At 69.2% G+C, this 16,069-nt stretch carries 16 protein-coding genes; 8 read left to right on the top strand and 8 right to left on the bottom strand.

The annotated features are described in order from the left end of the window. Positions 1 to 17 precede the first annotated feature (17 nt). The 5 genes from ITP53_RS07025 to ITP53_RS07005 all read right to left on the bottom strand — a co-directional run bounded on the left by ITP53_RS07025 (position 18) and on the right by ITP53_RS07005 (position 5,184). Positions 18 to 545, bottom strand: a complete 528-nt coding sequence (locus tag ITP53_RS07025) for a LacI family DNA-binding transcriptional regulator (protein ID WP_195894478.1) — start codon at positions 543 to 545, stop codon at positions 18 to 20. Beyond that, positions 542 to 1,432, bottom strand: coding sequence for a carbohydrate ABC transporter permease (locus ITP53_RS07020; protein ID WP_195894477.1), 891 nt, complete (start codon positions 1,430 to 1,432; stop codon positions 542 to 544). The genes ITP53_RS07025 and ITP53_RS07020 overlap by 4 nt, the downstream gene beginning before the upstream one ends. Beyond that, positions 1,429 to 2,301, bottom strand: coding sequence for a carbohydrate ABC transporter permease (locus ITP53_RS07015; RefSeq protein WP_195894476.1), 873 nt, complete (start codon positions 2,299 to 2,301; stop codon positions 1,429 to 1,431). The genes ITP53_RS07020 and ITP53_RS07015 overlap by 4 nt, the downstream gene beginning before the upstream one ends. Before the next feature lie 65 nt (positions 2,302 to 2,366). Further along, positions 2,367 to 3,680 (bottom strand): ABC transporter substrate-binding protein, encoded by a 1,314-nt coding sequence (locus ITP53_RS07010; protein WP_195894475.1) that lies wholly within the window; start codon positions 3,678 to 3,680, stop codon positions 2,367 to 2,369. 34 nt (positions 3,681 to 3,714) lie between these two features. Further along, positions 3,715 to 5,184 (bottom strand): glycoside hydrolase family 43 protein, encoded by a 1,470-nt coding sequence (locus ITP53_RS07005; protein ID WP_195894474.1) that lies wholly within the window; start codon positions 5,182 to 5,184, stop codon positions 3,715 to 3,717. Between the two features lie 364 nt (positions 5,185 to 5,548). Between ITP53_RS07005 and ITP53_RS07000 the strand changes: the two genes are divergently transcribed. Genes ITP53_RS07000 through ITP53_RS06990 form a run of 3 tightly spaced genes read left to right on the top strand, consistent with a single transcriptional unit; the run spans position 5,549 to position 9,241 of the window. After that, positions 5,549 to 6,547: a hydroxyacid dehydrogenase gene (locus ITP53_RS07000; protein WP_195894473.1), complete on the top strand. Its 999-nt coding sequence runs from the start codon at positions 5,549 to 5,551 to the stop codon at positions 6,545 to 6,547. Positions 6,548 to 6,605: 58 nt separating this feature from the next. Then, complete coding sequence (locus ITP53_RS06995; protein WP_207755611.1) at positions 6,606 to 8,171, top strand: glycoside hydrolase family 36 protein; 1,566 nt, start codon at positions 6,606 to 6,608, stop codon at positions 8,169 to 8,171. After that, on the top strand, positions 8,156 to 9,241 hold the full coding sequence (locus ITP53_RS06990) for a LacI family DNA-binding transcriptional regulator (RefSeq protein ID WP_207755610.1): 1,086 nt from the start codon (positions 8,156 to 8,158) through the stop codon (positions 9,239 to 9,241). The genes ITP53_RS06995 and ITP53_RS06990 overlap by 16 nt, the downstream gene beginning before the upstream one ends. A 57-nt stretch (positions 9,242 to 9,298) precedes the next feature. Here the strand turns inward: ITP53_RS06990 and ITP53_RS06985 are convergent, their stop codons facing one another. Then, positions 9,299 to 10,066 carry a FadR/GntR family transcriptional regulator gene (locus ITP53_RS06985; RefSeq protein ID WP_195894471.1) on the bottom strand — a complete coding sequence of 256 codons (768 nt, stop codon included), beginning with the start codon at positions 10,064 to 10,066 and terminating at the stop codon, positions 9,299 to 9,301. Positions 10,067 to 10,798: 732 nt separating this feature from the next. Between ITP53_RS06985 and ITP53_RS06980 the strand changes: the two genes are divergently transcribed. The 5 genes from ITP53_RS06980 to ITP53_RS06960 all read left to right on the top strand — a co-directional run bounded on the left by ITP53_RS06980 (position 10,799) and on the right by ITP53_RS06960 (position 14,671). Next, positions 10,799 to 11,122, top strand: coding sequence for a 2Fe-2S iron-sulfur cluster-binding protein (locus tag ITP53_RS06980; RefSeq protein ID WP_195894470.1), 324 nt, complete (start codon positions 10,799 to 10,801; stop codon positions 11,120 to 11,122). A 76-nt stretch (positions 11,123 to 11,198) separates the two neighbouring features. Beyond that, positions 11,199 to 12,482, top strand: a complete 1,284-nt coding sequence (locus ITP53_RS06975) for an aromatic ring-hydroxylating dioxygenase subunit alpha (protein ID WP_195894469.1) — start codon at positions 11,199 to 11,201, stop codon at positions 12,480 to 12,482. Between the two features lie 19 nt (positions 12,483 to 12,501). After that, the gene (locus ITP53_RS06970) at positions 12,502 to 12,981 is read left to right on the top strand and encodes a 3-methyl-2-oxobutanoate hydroxymethyltransferase (protein ID WP_195894468.1); all 480 of its coding nucleotides are present in this window, start codon (positions 12,502 to 12,504) and stop codon (positions 12,979 to 12,981) included. Beyond that, positions 12,978 to 13,808: a 3-methyl-2-oxobutanoate hydroxymethyltransferase gene (locus ITP53_RS06965; protein ID WP_195894467.1), complete on the top strand. Its 831-nt coding sequence runs from the start codon at positions 12,978 to 12,980 to the stop codon at positions 13,806 to 13,808. Before ITP53_RS06970 ends, ITP53_RS06965 begins: the two co-directional genes overlap by 4 nt. An 8-nt stretch (positions 13,809 to 13,816) precedes the next feature. Next, positions 13,817 to 14,671: an alpha/beta fold hydrolase gene (locus ITP53_RS06960; RefSeq protein ID WP_195894466.1), complete on the top strand. Its 855-nt coding sequence runs from the start codon at positions 13,817 to 13,819 to the stop codon at positions 14,669 to 14,671. A gap of 3 nt (positions 14,672 to 14,674) precedes the next feature. Here ITP53_RS06960 and ITP53_RS06955 read toward each other — a convergent pair whose 3' ends face one another. Both ITP53_RS06955 and ITP53_RS06950 read right to left on the bottom strand, forming a co-directional pair. Next, the gene (locus ITP53_RS06955) at positions 14,675 to 15,118 is read right to left on the bottom strand and encodes an RpiB/LacA/LacB family sugar-phosphate isomerase (RefSeq protein ID WP_195894465.1); all 444 of its coding nucleotides are present in this window, start codon (positions 15,116 to 15,118) and stop codon (positions 14,675 to 14,677) included. A 3-nt stretch (positions 15,119 to 15,121) separates the two neighbouring features. Beyond that, positions 15,122 to 16,054: a substrate-binding periplasmic protein gene (locus ITP53_RS06950; RefSeq protein ID WP_195894464.1), complete on the bottom strand. Its 933-nt coding sequence runs from the start codon at positions 16,052 to 16,054 to the stop codon at positions 15,122 to 15,124. Positions 16,055 to 16,069 lie beyond the last annotated feature (15 nt).

Below are 16,069 nucleotides of genomic sequence, written 5' to 3'. Positions count from 1 at the left end.
CTGATCCGAACGACGATCTACGAGTCCGATTCCTGGCAGGCGTTCAGCACGGGTTCCAGAGCGGGATCCGGCTCGGCGAAGGAGGCGACCACGGCCATGCACAGCTCGTCCAGCGGCCGATGGGAGATGTCGATGGTGGCCACCGGCAGGTGGTGGTCGGCCAGCCAGGCCGACTGGAGCGGCGTGAGCCGGGCGCCCGCCAGCAGCACTCCCGCGCTTCCTCTCGCGGTCACCCGGCCGAGCCAGGCGGCGCAAGGCGTGCAGACCACCAGGTCCGCGCGCACTCTGCGGGCGGCGCGCTCGGCGGCGGCGATGACTTGACCGGCGTAGGGCGCGGCCAGGTCGTCGAGGAGCAGGTCGAACAGCCGCTGGTTGGGTGGGGTGCGCCGCCGGTAGCCGCGGCGGCGCAGGATGTCCATGACACGGGCTCTGGTCGGCGTCGACACGTCCATCCTGCCGTTGATCACCTTGGACACGGTGGACGGCGACACGCCGGCCTCGCGGGCGATGGCCGTCAGCTTCGGCGCACCCCACCCGGAGGTCATTTGAGGCTGCCCAGGGTGACGCCCGACTGCCAGTAGCGGCGCATCGCGATCATGAAGACGGCGAGCGGGATGATGGCGAGCAGAGAGCCGGTGAGCACGAGGGCGGTCAGGTCGGTCTCGGCCTCGGTGCGCTGCAGGTTCCAGGCGTACAGGCCGAGGCTGAGCGGCCATTTGTCCTCGCCACGCAGCATGGTGAGCGGCAGGTAGAAGCCGTTCCAGTTGCTGACGAAGGCGAGCAGGAACACGGTGGCGGCGCCGGTCTTCATCAGCCGGGTGACGATCTGGAAGAAGATCCGCAACTCGCCCGCCCCGTCCACCCTGGCCGCTTCCAGCAGCTCGGGGGGCACGGCACCATCGACGTAGACCTTGGCCAGGTAGACCGAGAACGGGCTGACGAAGGCGGGCATCAGCACCGCCCACACGGTGTCGACCAGGCCGAGCTTGGCGAACAGCAGGTAGAGCGGCATGGTCAGCATGGCGCCGGGGATCAGGAACGAGCCGATCACCAGGGCCAGCCCCGTGCCGCGGCCGCGGAAGGTGAAGCGGGACAGCGAGTAGCCGGCGGCCAGCGAGATGAGCGTGCACACGGCGGCGCCCACGCCCGCGTACAGGAAGGAGTTCAGCACCCAGCGCAGGAAGATGCCGTCGCCGTAGGTGAAGACCTGTTCCAGGTTGCGGCCCAGGTTGAACTCGCCGAACCACAGGCCGTTGGTGTAGAGCATGTCGGTCTGGGACTTGGTCGCCGAGACCACGAGCCACCAGACGGGCGCGATCGAGTAGAGCGCGAACAGTCCGAGGCCGCCCAGGACGAGGGCCTGTGAGGTGCGTGACTGGGTGGCGCCGACGGGCAGCCCGTCCAGCGTCCGTACCGATGCGACTGCGGTCATGGTTGCTGGGCCCTGTTCGTGACGCGGTAGAAGAGCATGGAGATGACGCCGACGATGACGGCCAGGATGATCGACAGGGCGGCGGCGTAGTTGTAGTCGTTGCTGTCGAACGCCTCGTAGTAGATCATCATGATCGGGGTGAAGTCCTTGGTGACGATCTCCGGCACCACGTTGCGGAACAGCAGCGGCTCGTTGAAGATCTGCAGCATGTGGATGATCGACAACATGCCGGTCAGCACGAGCGCGCCCCGCACGTACGGGATCTTGATGGACAGCGCGATGCGCAGCTCCGAGGCGCCGTCCATGCGCGCGGCCTCGAAGATCTCGCGCGGCACCGACTGCAGTGCCCCGTAGACGATGAGCATGTTGAACCCGGCGCCCACCCAGGTCAGCAGATTGCCCATCGACACCCAGATCAGCTCGGAGGCGAAGAAGTTGATCCCGGTCAGGTCCATCAGCGGGCCCAGCCGGGGGCTGTAGATGTACATCCACATCAGTGCCGCCACGATGCCGGGGATCATGTACGGCACCAGGAAGGCCAGCCGGTAGCGGTGCGCCGTCCGCTTGGTGACCGAGTCCAGCAGCAGCGCCATCGTGAGCGACAGCGCCAGCATGACCGGGATCTGCACCACCGCGAAGGCGCACACCCTGGCCACGGCCGCCCAGAAGGTGGAGTCGGACAGGCCGCGGGCGAAGTTGCCGAACCCGGTGAACACCTCCTGGCGCGGTCCGATGCCGAGCCCCGAGGTGCGCATGGTGAACAGGCTCTGGTACACGGCGTACAGCAGCGGGATGACGAACAGGCAGGCGAAGCCGATGAAGAACGGCGCGGAGAAGGCCGCGCCCTTGCGTTGCGTGACAGAAGACATGAGGGGTTCCCTAATCAGGTGTGAGGGAGGCCGCGGAGTCTTCTCGGAGGCCTCCCTCACAGCGATCACTCGACGACCTTGACGCCCTTCTGCTTCAGGTCGTTGACCGTCCATTGCTGCATGTGGGTCAGCACGTCCTCGACTTTCATGTCGCCGTTCATGGCCTTGCCCCACTTGTCGGCCAGTTCCTCGTACATGGCGGTGGAGTTGGGCCCGTACACCCAGCCGGAGGCGAAGTTGTCCGAGTCGGCGATGACCTGCTTGCCCGCCTCGGCGTGCTCGCCCCACAGTTGCCTGGGCACCACCGCGTCCAGGTAGGGGGCAGGGTCGGCGACGGCCGGGTACCAGCCGGAGCCGTCCACCGGGTCGGCCATGGCCGCCACCGGCGTGCTCTCCGTGGCCAGCCAGATCGCCGCCTGCGCCGCCTTGGCGGGGTCCTTGCACAGCGACGGCACCGACAGCGCGCCGGTATCCGCGGCTGAGACGGGCTCGTTCTGGCCCTTGACCAGCAGGTTCGGACCCGCCTCCCACTGCCCCAGTGAGTCCTTCATGCTGCGCTGGTGACCGGAGAGCTGCCAGGTGGACACCTGCCGCATCGCGATCTTGCCCTGGTCGTACTCCTGCATCATGGCGGCGTATTCGGCGTAGGAGATCTTCTCCACCAAGCCGTTGTCGAGGAGCTGCTGCATGATGCCGGCCGCCCACTTCGACGCGTCATCAGTGAAGTTGATCTTCCAGGCGTCACCCTGCACGGTGTACCACCGGGCGCCGGCCTGCCACGCCAGCCCCATCATGGTCGAGGGGTCCTCACCGGCCAGGTTGAAGACCGCGATGCCGTCCTTCTTCAGGTCTTTGCCGATCTCGATAAGCTCCTCCCACGTCGTGGGGTACTTCAGCCCGCGCTTTTCGAAGATCGGCTTGTAGTACATGCTGAACAGCGGGTCCCGCTTGTCCGGCACTCCATAGGTGATCCCGGCCAGGGTGAGCTCCTCGACCGCACCCGGGGAGAACGTGGCCGCGCTGCCGCTCACCTCCTGGGTGATGTCCTTGATCACGCCCTCGGCCAGGAGCTGGCCGCCGTTGCGGTTGTCGGTCTGAACGACGCACGGCATCGTCGCCTTGTCGCCGGCCTTGTGCGCGTTGCGCAGGTTCTTCACCAGGTCGACGGCGGGCGCCTTCACGTATTTCAGCTGCACGTCCTTGTGGGCGGCGTTGAAGGCGGCGACTGCCGCCTCCGAGCCCTGCTTGTCGGTCCAGTAGTCCAGCGTGACCGGGCCCGTCCCCGCCTGCCCGACCGGCGGGGACGACGTGGCAGGGTCACCGCCACACGCGGTCAGGGTGAGGACCCCGGCCAGGGCGAGCCATCGCAGACTTCTCATACGTTTCTCCTCGGGGGGTTCGTCAGCGCGACCATCACAGCGCGTCGTAGGTGATGTCGTGGAAGGTGGCCTGGCAGCCCTCGCCTGCGAGGTCCTGCACCCACAGGCCAACGAACGCGCCGGTGAAGCCGAAGGCGCGCACCTGACCATCGGCGATCTCGTCGGCGTTCTCGTCACTCAGGACCGTGGCGTCGAGTTCGGCGGGGATGGTCCGGCCGTCGCAGGTGAAGCGCAGCGCCGGGCCGTCGAACTCGACGCCGAGCCGGCTCGCCGGCTCCGCCGTGAAGTGGACGGTCCGCACACCCCGGTCGCTACCGGTCAGGACCAGACCGTCGGCCGTGAGCGCCAGGTGATACCAGTTACGCGAGTTGTAGTAGGCGGTGATGCCGGCGGACTGGTGCACGCTGTCGGTCTCGAAGACGACGGTCGACGCGAACCGGCACCTCTTGGCGGTCACAGGCCGGCCGGCGAGGCTGGGGCTGCGCAAGCCGTAGGGCGACTGTCCGCCCCGGATCGTCATGCTCCCGTTCTGTTCCTTCAGCCAGTCCGGCGAAGCCGGGCGGCGCAGCGTGCTCCAGCCGGGGTCGGAGGCCGGCCACGGGTGAGGTGGCAGGGCGGGCACGGCGACCTCGACGGCGGGCACTCCCCCGGCCACCCGCGGCCACCCGTCCACCCACTCGACGCCTTGGATCGCGGTCTCCCTGCCGAGCACGCACCGGCCGCGCCGGCCATAGGGGCGGGCTGCCAGGTGTGAGACGTACCAGTTGCCGTCGCGGGTCTGAACCAGACAGCCGTGCCCGGCCTTCTGCAGCTCAAGATCTGGGTCGTGGCGCGAGGTGAGCATCGGGCCTGCCGGGTCGGGCTCGTACGGGCCCTCCAGCGTCCGTGCCCGCAACACCGTGATGCCGTGGTCGTAACCGGTGCCGCCCTCGGCCACCATCAGGTAGTACCAGCCGCCGACCCGGTAGAGATGCGGCCCTTCCGTGACGTGCCGGTTGCCGAGAATCATCCTCGGCTCGCCACCGTCGAGCGGCCGTAACTCGATCCCGCCGAACCCGTGGCCGGGGCGAGAGTCGAACACCATGCTCAACAGGTATGTCCGGTCCTCATCGTGGAACAGCGCGGCGTCGAACCCGCGCCCCGCAAGCGGAACCGGATCCGACCACGGACCCTCGACGGACGGAGCGGTGATCAGGTAGTTGGCGATGTCCTTGAAGCCGAAGGCGTAGTTGTCCATCACGCCGTACACCAGGTGGAACAGGCCGTCGGCATAGGTGAGATCGGGCGCCCACACTCCGCCGGAGTCGGGCACGCCCGACAGGTCGAGCAGTCGCCGATCAGTGAGAATGCCGCCCAAAGGCCGCCAGTTGACCAGGTCGCGCGAGTGGTGGACGCGTACGCCGGGATACCACTCGAAGGTCGAGGTGGCCAGGTAGTAGTCGTCGCCCACCCGCAGAATGGACGGATCGGGATGGCAGCCGGGCAGCACGGGATTGCGGATCACCGAAGAGGCCTCGCGGCGACCGGCTCGCCGACGGCCGTGATCCGTCTCCAGTAGCCGATCTGCACGAAGCCCGCTGAACGGTGCGCTGCGGCCGGGGTCCGGCCTCGGCCGGAGTCGGCCAGAGCGGTCACCGGGGCCGCGGCCTCTGTCGTGGCCGTCCGTCTCATTTCTGCCTCCAGTCACAGAAACCGGTCGCTGCGAACGCTACGGCGGAGAGACGGGCACCACAAGGATACGTTACATATAAGTTACATACAGGCACTCCTTCCTGCAGAGATCTCAAAGCCAGATCGCAGTTGACCTTGGATTAGTGACACTCTTACGGTAGTTATCGGTTTCTATAGCATTTCCCTGGACGGAGGCCATGCCTGTGCTAGCCCGCCCGAAGGTGCTGTTCGCCATGCGCGCGGAACACCTCGCGATGCTCTTCCCCGCGCCGCTCATACAGCGGCTGGAGAGGGTCGCCGACATCGATGTGTCGCTGGTCGCCGAGCGTTTCGACGACCCGCGACTGGCCCAGGTGCTCCCCGAGCTGGACGTCCTGATCACCGGGTGGGGCTGCCCGCCACTGGACGAGGCGCTGTTGCACGAGGCGCCCGGGCTCCGGGCGGTGCTGCACGCGGCGGGCTCGGTCAAGAGCCTGATCTCTCCCGCTCTGTGGGAACGCGGGCTGCTCGTCTCATCGGCCGCCGACGCCAACGCGATGCCCGTGGCCGAGTACTCCGTCTCCGTCATTCTGCTGGCCGGCAAGGGAGTTTTCGCGCTGCGTGAGCGCTACCGGCGGAATCGGGCCTTCACGATCGGCGAGATCGAGGCGGCGGTGGGAAACTACGGCAGGCGGGTGGGCGTCGTCGGCGCCTCCCGCATCGGGCGCAGGGTGCTCGAACTGCTCGCGCCACACGATCTGGATGTGTGCCTGTACGACCCGTACACGCAGGTGGAGGGCGTGCGCCAGGTGGAGCTCGACGAGTTGCTGAGGACATGCGACGTCGTCAGCCTGCACGCGCCCGAGACCGACGAGACCAGGCACATGCTGGACCGCGGACGGCTGGCGCTCATGCGGGACGGCGCGACACTGGTCAACACCGCCCGGGGAGCGCTCGTGGACACCGGCGCGCTGGTGGAGGAACTGCGGACGGGCAGGCTGTCCGCGGTGCTGGATGTGACGGAGCCTGAGCCGCTGCCGAGCGACTCGCCGCTGTTCGAGCTGCCGAACGCGTTCCTGACCCCGCACATCGCCGGCTCCCATGGCAACGAGCTGGCCAGGATGGGCGCCGCCGTGCTCGACGAGCTGGAACGGCTGGCATCCGGCTTCCCCCTCGCCCACCAGGTGACGCACGACGACCTCGACCGGGTGGCCTGACGTGGGGATCCCCGGCAGGGGGGACGCCGACGGCGAGAACCCATCACGCGCACCGTACGTGAACACCCCCGCAGCCGCCGGACACGCCGGCGGAGGCGTGCTCGACTGGCGTGAGCTGCGGTTCGACCTCCCCGATGACGGACCGCCGCGACTGCTGGCGATCGGCGGCCTCGCGGGCGCCGGCGAGGCCGCGCTGCCCGTGGTCGAGATCGAGGTCACCAGCACCGGCAGGAGCGGCACCGCGGGCAAGCGCCACGGCGAGATCTACCTCCTGCTGTCGGGCCCGTCCCTGCGCGAGCACCAATGGTCGGTGCGCCTGGCGGCGGGCGAGTCGTTCACCACCGTCCCGGCCGCCTTCACCCTGGCCGGCGATTATGAGCAGGCGGTGGCCGCGCTCACCCGCTACCGCCGGGCCCTGCGCAGGCCGCACCGGGACAACGCCGAGCTGTCTGTGGTCTTCAACGACTTCATGAACGGCCTCATGGGAGACCCCACCACCGAGCGCCTGCGTCCCCTGATCGCCGCCGCCGCCGAGGCCGGAGCCGAGTACTTCTGCATCGACGCCGGCTGGTACGACGACGAGCGGGCGGGCCCCGGTGACGGCGGCGTGCCCGGCTGGTGGGACACCGTCGGCGCATGGGAGCCCTCGAAGAGCCGCTTCCCCGACGGCCTGGCCGAGGTCACCGGCGCGATCAGGGCAGCGGGCATGATCCCGGGCCTGTGGCTGGAACCCGAGGTGGTCGGCGTTCGCAGCGACGTCGGCCTCCCCGACGAGGCGTACCTGCGCCGCGAAGGCGTGCGCCTGACCGAATGGGGCCGCCACCAGCTCGACCTGAGCCACCCGGCAGCCGTCGCGCACCTGGACGCGGCCGTCGACCGCCTGATCGCCGACTTCGGTGTCGGCTACCTCAAGCTCGACTACAACATCGACATCGGGCCCGCCGACCGCCTGCTCGAACACAACCGGGCCTACCTCGCGTGGGCCGAGCGCGTCATGGAGCGTCACCCCGGCCTGGTCCTCGAAGCGTGTGCGGCAGGCGGCATGCGGCTCGACGGAGCGACGCTGCGGACGTTCCCCGTCCAGTCGCTCACCGATCAGCAGGACGACCTGCTGCTGCCGGCCATCGCGGCAGCCGCGCCCACCGCCGTGCCACCCGAGCAGGGCGCGGTCTGGGCCTACCCGCACGACGACCTGATCACCTTCGGCATGGTCACCGCCATGCTCGGGCGCATCCACCTCAGCGGTCGCCTCGACCTGCTGAGTCCCGAGCAGCTGGCGCAAGCCAGACGGGCAGTCGAGATTTACCAGGGCTACCGCGGCGACCTGGCCAGGGGCGTGCCACGATGGCCCCTGGGCCTGCCGCGCTGGGACGCCGAGCAGATCGCGCTGGCCGTAGACTGCGGTGAGGTCGCGTACCTCGCGATATGGCGCAGGCATTCCCCCTCGGACATGATCGACGTGCCCTGGCCGGCGGGTTATGATCTCACCCCGCTGCTGCTGCCGGAGACGGCGGACGCCCGCTGGGAGGCCGAAACCCTCCGCATCACGCTGCCCGAACCTTGCTCAGCAGCACTGCTCCGTCTGTCGAAGACCGTGGAAGGCCCGACTTGTCGCGAAACCTGAGCCCCAAGGGCCCGAACGCCGACGACGAGCGCGTCACCGTACGCGACGTCGCCGCGCGGGCGGGAGTCTCGGCCACCACGGTATCCCGGGTGATCAAGGGCGACTACCCCGTCGCCTCCTCCACCAAGGCACGCGTGCTGCGCGCGATGCGCGAGCTCGACTACGTGCTCAACGTGCACGCACGCGCCCTTTCCGGGGCAAGCACGAAGATGGTGGCCTTCGTGCTCGACGACGTCACCGGCCCGTCCTTCGCCTATGTCGCCAAGGGCGTCGAGCAGCAGGCCACGGCCGAGGGACGGCTGTGCATGGTCTGCGCCACCCACGGCGACCCCTCACGCGAACTGGCCGTCGTCGAAGCCATGCGCGAGCAGCGGGCCGACGCCGTCATCCTGGTGGGCGGCGGTTCGCTCGACGACACCTATCGCGAACGCATGTCGCACTTCGCGCACGCGCTCGACAAGGCGGGCTCCAGGCTCGTGCTGTGCGGGCGCCCGCCGCTGGGCGAGGACGTGCCGACGACCGTGGTGGAGTACGACAACGAGGGCGGCGCCTACGCGATGACCAGCCACCTGCTCTCGCAGGGGCACCGGCACATCGCCCTGGTCGGCGCCTCCGCCCCCGACGACCTCAGCACCACCAAGCTCGACCGCGTCCGCGGGTTCATCCGCGCGCACGAGGCGTTCGGCGTCCCGCACAACCCCGGGCTGATCGTCCCCGCGGGGTTCAGCCGAGCCGACGGGTACGACGCCGCGCGCCGGCTGATCGCGCTGGGCACCGAGTTCACCGCCGTCTTCGCCGCCACCGACATGGTGGCGATCGGCGTCCTGGCCGCGCTGCGGGAGGCCGGGCTCCGCGTGCCGGAGGACGTCTCACTCGCCGGCTACGACGACATCCCGTTCGCCGCCGATCTGTCCCCGGGCCTGACCACCGTGCACATCCCCACGGAGGAACTGGGCCGGACTGCGGTCCGGCTGGCCCTCAACCGGCAGGAGCGCCAGCACGTCGTGCTCGGCACCCACATCGTCGTCCGCGGCTCCGTCCGCCCACCCGCCCATCCGCACACGCGGTGACAACAACTCGTGGCCCAGACCGGCGGTGCAGGGCGAGGCCGGCTGATCCCGGCAGAGCTACTCCTCGCCGTCCGGATTCGCCAGGCGATCGGCAGTGCGCTGAAGATGGCGGGTCATGACGTTGCGTGCTCGTTCGACGTCCCGCTGCTCAATCGCCTCAACCAGCTCGAAGTGTTCGTGGGCTCCCCGAAGGCCCATCAACGGCGCGGCGACCTGTGCCTGCTGGAGCGACATGAGCAGGGGGCCGTGGAACGTGTGCACCAGCATCTCGATCGCCGGATTGTGCACGGAGGAGGCGACCCGCACGTGGAAGGCCGCCGACATCGCCATGGTGTAGGAGCCGTTCTCCAGCGCGCTGAGACCCTGATCGACCAGGACGCGCAACTCCGCGATGTCCTCTTCGGTGGCGCGCTCCACCACCAAGGGAAGGATGCCGAGCTCGACGACCATGCGGGCTTCTGTGACGTCGAGGGCGGTCATCGGGGCCAGGGTCAGCAACTCCGCCAGACCCTTCCCGACGCGTTCGCTCGACGGACGGGTGACGAAGGCGCCGCCCCGGGCCCCGACGCGGATCTCCACCAGGCCGCTGGCCTCGAGTACGCGGAGAGCCTCACGGACGGTCACTCTGCTGACCCCGAATCGCTCGCACAGACTCCGCTCACTGGGCAGCCGATCACCGGGGACGAGCTTGCCCTCCCTGATCAGGAGCCGCATCTGTTCCACGATGACCTCGGAGATGCGATCGACGCTCACCGGTCTGAACAGGTCGGCGGTGCTCCTCTTGCCCGGCGTCCCATCCGATGGCCCCACTGACGCATTGGCCATGCCGGCGCCCCCTTCACGATCTCGTCCGTCGATCTCGGTCCTCCCCCGGCTACATCGTACCAAGAAATGGTCTAACCAATTGTTAGAGCAGCCTAACGGCCCCCTATCCGGCAATGGTCTTATCATTTGCTAGATTGCGGCCGTGTCGAGCCGTTCGCGACACCGCCGAATGGGGAGCGACTTTCATGAAACTGCCGCCGGCCCTGCGCCATCACGACTTCACCCTCTGCTGGTCGGTGTCGTCGCCGCCGCCCTGGCGGTGCTGGCCTCGGCCGGCTACGGCGTCGCCACCCTGGCGCCGGCCCAGTCGCCCTGGTTGCCGCTCGCACTCACGCCCGGCCTGCTGATCGGCGCTTTCGACACGCTGGCGACGACGAAACGCCAGGCGGCGGCGCAGCTGGAGCTCCGGACGCGATGTGAGGCCGGGTGTCGGCGATCCACCAGATGACTTCGCGCGGCGGGCCCGCGCTGGACGACGTCGACATCGGCTGGGTCGCCGGTTTCTGGGTCCGGTCGCCGCGTTGTCCTTGGGCGGCTTCGTCTCGATCGCCTCTGCGGGCCTCCACTACCTGCGAGGCAGCCGGGTCAGCCGATATTCCGTCGCCCGGGTCCCGGCGGAACAGTCGTAGGCAGCCCACCACGGCACTTCAGCTCCCGCGCGTGGCAAAGGTTGACCTACCCGATGCGATTCTAGGTATATTGGTTAGGCCATTCTCCCAGAAGGAGGCGTACGTGCCGAAAGTGGTCTACGTCAGCACCATGGGCGACGAGCGCGTCGTCGAAGCCGCAGCTGGAGAGACGGTGATGTCCGCCGCGGTCCGCAACGGCGTGCCGGGAATCATCGGCGAGTGCGGGGGCAACAACTCCTGCGCCACGTGCCACGTCTGGGTGCGCGACGATTTCGCAGGTCGCGTAGGAGGTCCCGGCGACCTCGAGGACGATCTGCTCGACCTCGGCGTCGAGGACCGACGCGCCACCAGCCGGCTCGGCTGCCAGATCGAGCTCACCGACGACCTCGACGGTCTGGTCGTCGACGTGCCCCCGGCCCAGGCCTAGCATCCACCATCTCCCGGCCATTGCCAGCTGGCAAATGGTCTGATAGTTATCCCCTTAGGGGGCGAAAGGACCGCATATGCTGCGCACCGAGATCAACGAGCTGCTGACCCAGACCGGACCGGGCACCCCGATGGGCGACCTGTTCCGCCGCTACTGGCAGCCGGTGTTGCTGGCGGAGGAGCTCTCGGCGAACAACTGTCCGCCGGTCCGCGTCAAGGTCCTCTCGGAGCGGCTGATCGCCTTCCGCGACTCCGAGGGCCGCTACGGCCTGATGGACGAGTTCTGTGCCCACCGCGGTGTCTCGCTCTGGTTCGGCCGCAACGAGGAAGGGGGCCTGCGCTGCCCCTACCACGGCTGGAAGTACGACTACACCGGCCAGGCCATCGAGGTGCCCAGCGAGCCCGAGAGCAGCAACTTCTGCGCCAATGTGAAGCTGAAGTCCTATCCCATGATCAAGCGCGGTGACGTGCTGTGGGCCTACCTCGGCGACCCGGACAAGCGGCCGCCGCTGCCGGAGTGGGAGTTCATCACCGTGCCGGAGGGGCAGGCGTACACCTCCAAGCGGTTCCAGGAGTGCAACTGGCTGCAGGCCCTCGAGGGCGGCATCGACTCCAGCCACGTCACCTTCCTGCACTCCGGCAGCCTCGACAGCGACCCGCTGTTCAAGGGGTCGAGGGGCAACGCCTACAACAAGGGCGACCTCAAGCCGTTCTTCGAGGTCGTCGACTACGAGGGCGGCCTGCTGATCGGCGCCCGGCGCAACGCCGAGGAGGGCCACTACTACTGGCGGGTGACGCCGTGGGTGCTGCCCAACTTCACGATGGTGCCGCCGCGCGGCGACCACCCGATGCACGGCCACTTCTGGGTGCCGATCGACGACGAGAACTGCTGGGCCTGGAGCTTCGACTACCACCCGACCCGCCCGCTCACCGAGGCCGAGGTCGCGGCCATGCGCGCCGGCATGGGCGTCCACAGCGCGAACGACGAGAACTACCGTCCGCTCGCCAACAAGGACAACGACTACCTGATGGACCGCGAGGCCCAGCGCCGCGGCGAGACGTACTCCGGGATCAAGGGCATCGCCCTCCAGGACGCCTCGCTGCAGGAGTCGATGGGCCCGATCGTCGACCGCACCAAGGAGCGCCTGGTCGCCACCGACGCCGGCATCATCAAGGCACGTCAGAAGCTCCGCAAGGCGGCGCTGGCGCTCGCGCAGGAGGGCGCCGATCCGGTCGGCAACCGCACGCAGGACCAGAAGGTGCGCTCCGTCGCCATCGTGCTGCCAGCCGACCAGTCGTTCGTCGAAGGCATCGGCGAGGCCATGGTCGCCAAGCCTGGCGTCCCGCAGACCACTGTCTGACATCCCGAGGAGTACACCGATGACACAATCCCGCCTGGTCAGTAGCTGCGCTCGCGCGGCGACCGCCGAGGAGGCGGCCTTCCGCATCGACTATCCCCTGGCTGCCGCCCGGAACACCCGGGTGGTGGCACTGGACGCCGCGGCCGGGGAGATCGTGCGCCAGGCGGCGCAGACGCAGTGGGCGCAGGCGAGGTTCTACTCGGCCGTCGACCCGGGGCACAGCCTCGTCACCATGTCCGGTGAGAGGGTGCCGCTCGTCGGGGAGCTGGAGGACAGCAACACCCTCGTACTCGTCTCCACCAATGGTGAGAACACCGAGGCTGCCGCGACCATCGGTGCCGCCTGCAAGGTTCGCGGCATCATGACGGCGGGCCTGGCCGTCACGCCGGGGCAGTTGACCAGTGAGGCGCTGTTCGCGCTCCGGCCCTATGCCCGCATCCTGCTGGTCCCCGCCGAGGAGGACGACCTCTTCGAGCTGCTCAGGGCGACCCGCGCATGAGCGCCGCGGCCGCTCCCGGCAAGGTGACCGTTCCGTCGCTGCAGGCGATGAAGGCCGCCGGCGAGAAGAGCGTGTGCCTCGTCGCCTGGGACTACCAGATGGCGCGCATCGCCGACCGGGTCGGCGTCGAGATCGTCTCGGTCGGCGACACCGTCGGGGTGAACCTCTGGGGTCAGCCGCATCCGCTGGAGATCACGATGGAGGAGATGCTCGTCGTCGCGAAGGCGGTGCGGCGAGGCGTCAGCCGCGCGCTGCTGAGCTGCGACTTCCCGTTCGGCCCGCTTCAGCAGGGCCTGGCCGGCGCCGTCCGCGCCGCCATCCGGCTGGTCAAGGAGGCCGGCGTCGACCTGGTCAAGCTCGACGGCGCCGCGGACTTCCCCGAGGCCGTGGAAGCGGTGACCCGCGCCGGCATCCCCGTCTTCGCGCAGTTCGGGATCACTCCGCAGACCGCGCTCAAGTACGGCATCGAGTACTCGGCGGCCAGTTCCGTGCAGGTTCCCGAGGAGATGTTGGACGAGCTGGTCGGCGAGGCGAGGCGGCTGGAGTCGGCCGGCGCCGTCGCGCTCAACTTCACCAACTCCGGTCCCGTCGTCGGGCCCGCCGTGGTCGAGGCGGTGTCGATCCCTGTGCTGGGCGGCTTCGGCGGCGGGCCGTGGCTCGACGGCCGGATCAGGATGACGACCGCGGCGCTCGGATACTCGGCCGACAACCTCGACAGGGCGCCGGACACCTACCTCAACGTCGCCCGGCTCGCCTACGACGCGCTCAGCCAGTGCGCGGCCGACATCCGCGCCGGTCGGCAGATCCGCGGCGGCATCAAGATCTAGGAGCCTCCATGCCCTTCGTCGACCTCGACGGCATCCGCACCCGCTACGAGACAGTGGGCGAGGGTCCGGCGCTGTTGATGTTCAGCCCGGGCGGCTTCGACTCCGGCCTGGAGAACTGGACCAGCTTCAGCCGCTACCGGGACCTGGGCTTCGTCGACGCGTTCGCGCCGCACTACACCTGCGTGGTCTTCGACCGGCGGGAGGCCGCCCAGTCGGGCGGCAAGGTCGAGCGGCTCACCTGGAAGAAGTACGTCGGCCAGGCTCTCGGGCTGCTCGACCACCTCGGCATCGACTCCGCCCACACGATGGGGGGCTGCGTGGGCTGCTCGACGGCTGCCGCGCTCGCCGTCGAGGCCCCGGACCGGGTCCGCGGCATGGTGCTCTTCTCCCCCGCCGGCGGGCCCCGCTACCGGATGGCCCAGCACCGCCGCTTCGTGCGGCACCTCGCGTTCGTCGCCGAGCAGGGGCTGGGCGCGGTCGTCGAGCTGGCCCGCGCCACGACGGCCGGCTTCAGCAAGGACCCGCGCGTCGGTCCGTGGGCGGCTCCGCTGCGCACCGACGAGGTGTTCGCCGCAGCCTACGCCGCCCTTGACCAGGCCCGCTACGACCTGATCGTGACGGGCAGTGTGCGCGGGCTATTCGACCGCGACACCGTCCCGGGTGTGGAGCCGGAGGAGCTGATGGCGCTCGACGTGCCGGCGCTGATCGTGCCCGGCCAGGACGCCTCGCACGCGCCCTCGGCCGCGCGCTACCTGGAGGAGTGCCTGCCCGTCCACGAGTACTGGGACGTCCCGGTGATCGAGCAGACGGCGGAGACGGCACCGGCCCGCATCCTGGAGTTCCTCCGGTCCCACGACAGATGATGATCAGGCCTGCTGTTCGAGTGCGCTGATCTGCGCCACGCGGGCCGCGTGCACACCGCCCTTGAAGGGCGTGCCGAGCCACAGCGCGAGCAGTTCCTCGGCTTCGTCGTCGCCGAGGACCTTGGTGCCGAGCACCATCACGTTGGCATCGTTGTTGCCACGGGAGATCTCGACCGCGAAGCGGCTGTAGGCCAGACCGGCGCGCACGCCGCGCATCTTGTTGCAGGCGATCACCTCGCCCTGGCCGCTTCCGCCGATGACGATGCCGAGGTCGTCGTGCCCCGTGGCCACCCGCCGCCCGACCTCGGCGCACAGTGGCGGATAGTCGACGATGTCGGTCGTGTAGGCACCGAGGTCGTCGACCAGGTGGCCGCGCGCCATGAGCCAGTCGGCCAGTCGGCTCTTGAGCAGGACGCCGTTGTGGTCAGCCGCGATCGCGACTCGCATGTCTCAGCCCGCCAGGTCGAGGGTCGAGGGTGCGAAGAGGTCTTCGAGCCGGACCGGCGCGGCGAGGATGTGCTGCCGCACGGCGTGGCCCATGAGCTCCTCCAGGACGGCCCGGTTGGGCTCGAGCCCGTACGGCAACGGGTCCGCGCCGGTCTCGGCCAGCACGCGGGCGTACATCCGGTCGCTGGCGTTCTCCACCGTCCCGGAGCGGAGCCGCTCGACGTAGCGTCGCTTGGACTCGGCGAAGGCCTCGAAGACGGCGGCGGCGATCCCGGGCTCGGCGGCCAGGACGTCGTCCTTGACGACGACGAGATGGTTGATCGGGTAGAGGCCGCGCTCGCGCAGGGCGGCGAAGCCGGCCTTCCCGGGGTTGGCGATGAGCGGCGTGACGTCCGGGTCGTCCGTGTCGACGCCGATCACCGCGTCCAGCTCACCCGCCTTCAGCAGGTCGATCAGGGTGCGGCCCGAGGGGGCCGAGACGACGTTCGCGGGCTGGCGGTAGTCGGCGACGTGTTCGTCACCGGAGCGCACCCACGTGACCGAGTCGAGGTCGAGCCCGCCCTCGGTGCCCAAGATCGCCCGACCCCAGACGCCCGTGGTGACCGTGTAGCCGCGGTTGACGCCGACCCGGCGGCCGGCCAACTGCTTGGCGCCGGTGATCGTGCCGTCGCGGCGCACCAGGATCGCGCCGTGGTGGAAGCCGCGGACCAGGAAGACCGGCAGCGCGCTGAAGCGGACGCCGTGCTCGCGGGCGCACAGGTAGGTCGTCAGCGCCATCTCGCTGACGTCGTACGCCAGGTTGCGGACCATCTTGCGGAAGCCCTGGACGAGGGCCGCCTCCTGGGCGAACTCGAGCGGGAAGCCCTGGGGGACGACGCTCCCGTCGATGACGGCTCGGTTGTTGCCTTGGGCTCGGGTGAGAGTTACGTAGCGCACTGGTCTATGGTACTA

It is taken from the genome of Nonomuraea cypriaca (assembly GCF_015645445.1).
In the GTDB taxonomy this organism is placed as follows: Bacteria; Actinomycetota; Actinomycetes; order Streptosporangiales; family Streptosporangiaceae; genus Nonomuraea; species Nonomuraea cypriaca.
The sequence above is the reverse complement of the archived record's forward strand: the minus strand, read 5'-3'. Positions and strand labels throughout refer to the sequence as shown.

What these genes read in the sequence shown, in the direction of transcription:
- ITP53_RS07025 (WP_195894478.1), bottom strand. Translation starts at nt 545, where the DNA reads ATGACCTCCGGGTGGGGTGCGCCGAAGCTGACGGCCATCGCCCGCGAG.
- ITP53_RS07020 (WP_195894477.1), bottom strand. Translation starts at nt 1,432, where the DNA reads ATGACCGCAGTCGCATCGGTACGGACGCTGGACGGGCTGCCCGTCGGC.
- ITP53_RS07015 (WP_195894476.1), bottom strand. Translation starts at nt 2,301, where the DNA reads ATGTCTTCTGTCACGCAACGCAAGGGCGCGGCCTTCTCCGCGCCGTTC.
- ITP53_RS07010 (WP_195894475.1), bottom strand. Translation starts at nt 3,680, where the DNA reads ATGAGAAGTCTGCGATGGCTCGCCCTGGCCGGGGTCCTCACCCTGACC.
- ITP53_RS07000 (WP_195894473.1), top strand. Translation starts at nt 5,549, where the DNA reads ATGCCTGTGCTAGCCCGCCCGAAGGTGCTGTTCGCCATGCGCGCGGAA.
- ITP53_RS06985 (WP_195894471.1), bottom strand. Translation starts at nt 10,066, where the DNA reads ATGGCCAATGCGTCAGTGGGGCCATCGGATGGGACGCCGGGCAAGAGG.
- ITP53_RS06975 (WP_195894469.1), top strand. Translation starts at nt 11,199, where the DNA reads ATGCTGCGCACCGAGATCAACGAGCTGCTGACCCAGACCGGACCGGGC.
- ITP53_RS06970 (WP_195894468.1), top strand. Translation starts at nt 12,502, where the DNA reads ATGACACAATCCCGCCTGGTCAGTAGCTGCGCTCGCGCGGCGACCGCC.
- ITP53_RS06965 (WP_195894467.1), top strand. Translation starts at nt 12,978, where the DNA reads ATGAGCGCCGCGGCCGCTCCCGGCAAGGTGACCGTTCCGTCGCTGCAG.
- ITP53_RS06960 (WP_195894466.1), top strand. Translation starts at nt 13,817, where the DNA reads ATGCCCTTCGTCGACCTCGACGGCATCCGCACCCGCTACGAGACAGTG.
- ITP53_RS06955 (WP_195894465.1), bottom strand. Translation starts at nt 15,118, where the DNA reads ATGCGAGTCGCGATCGCGGCTGACCACAACGGCGTCCTGCTCAAGAGC.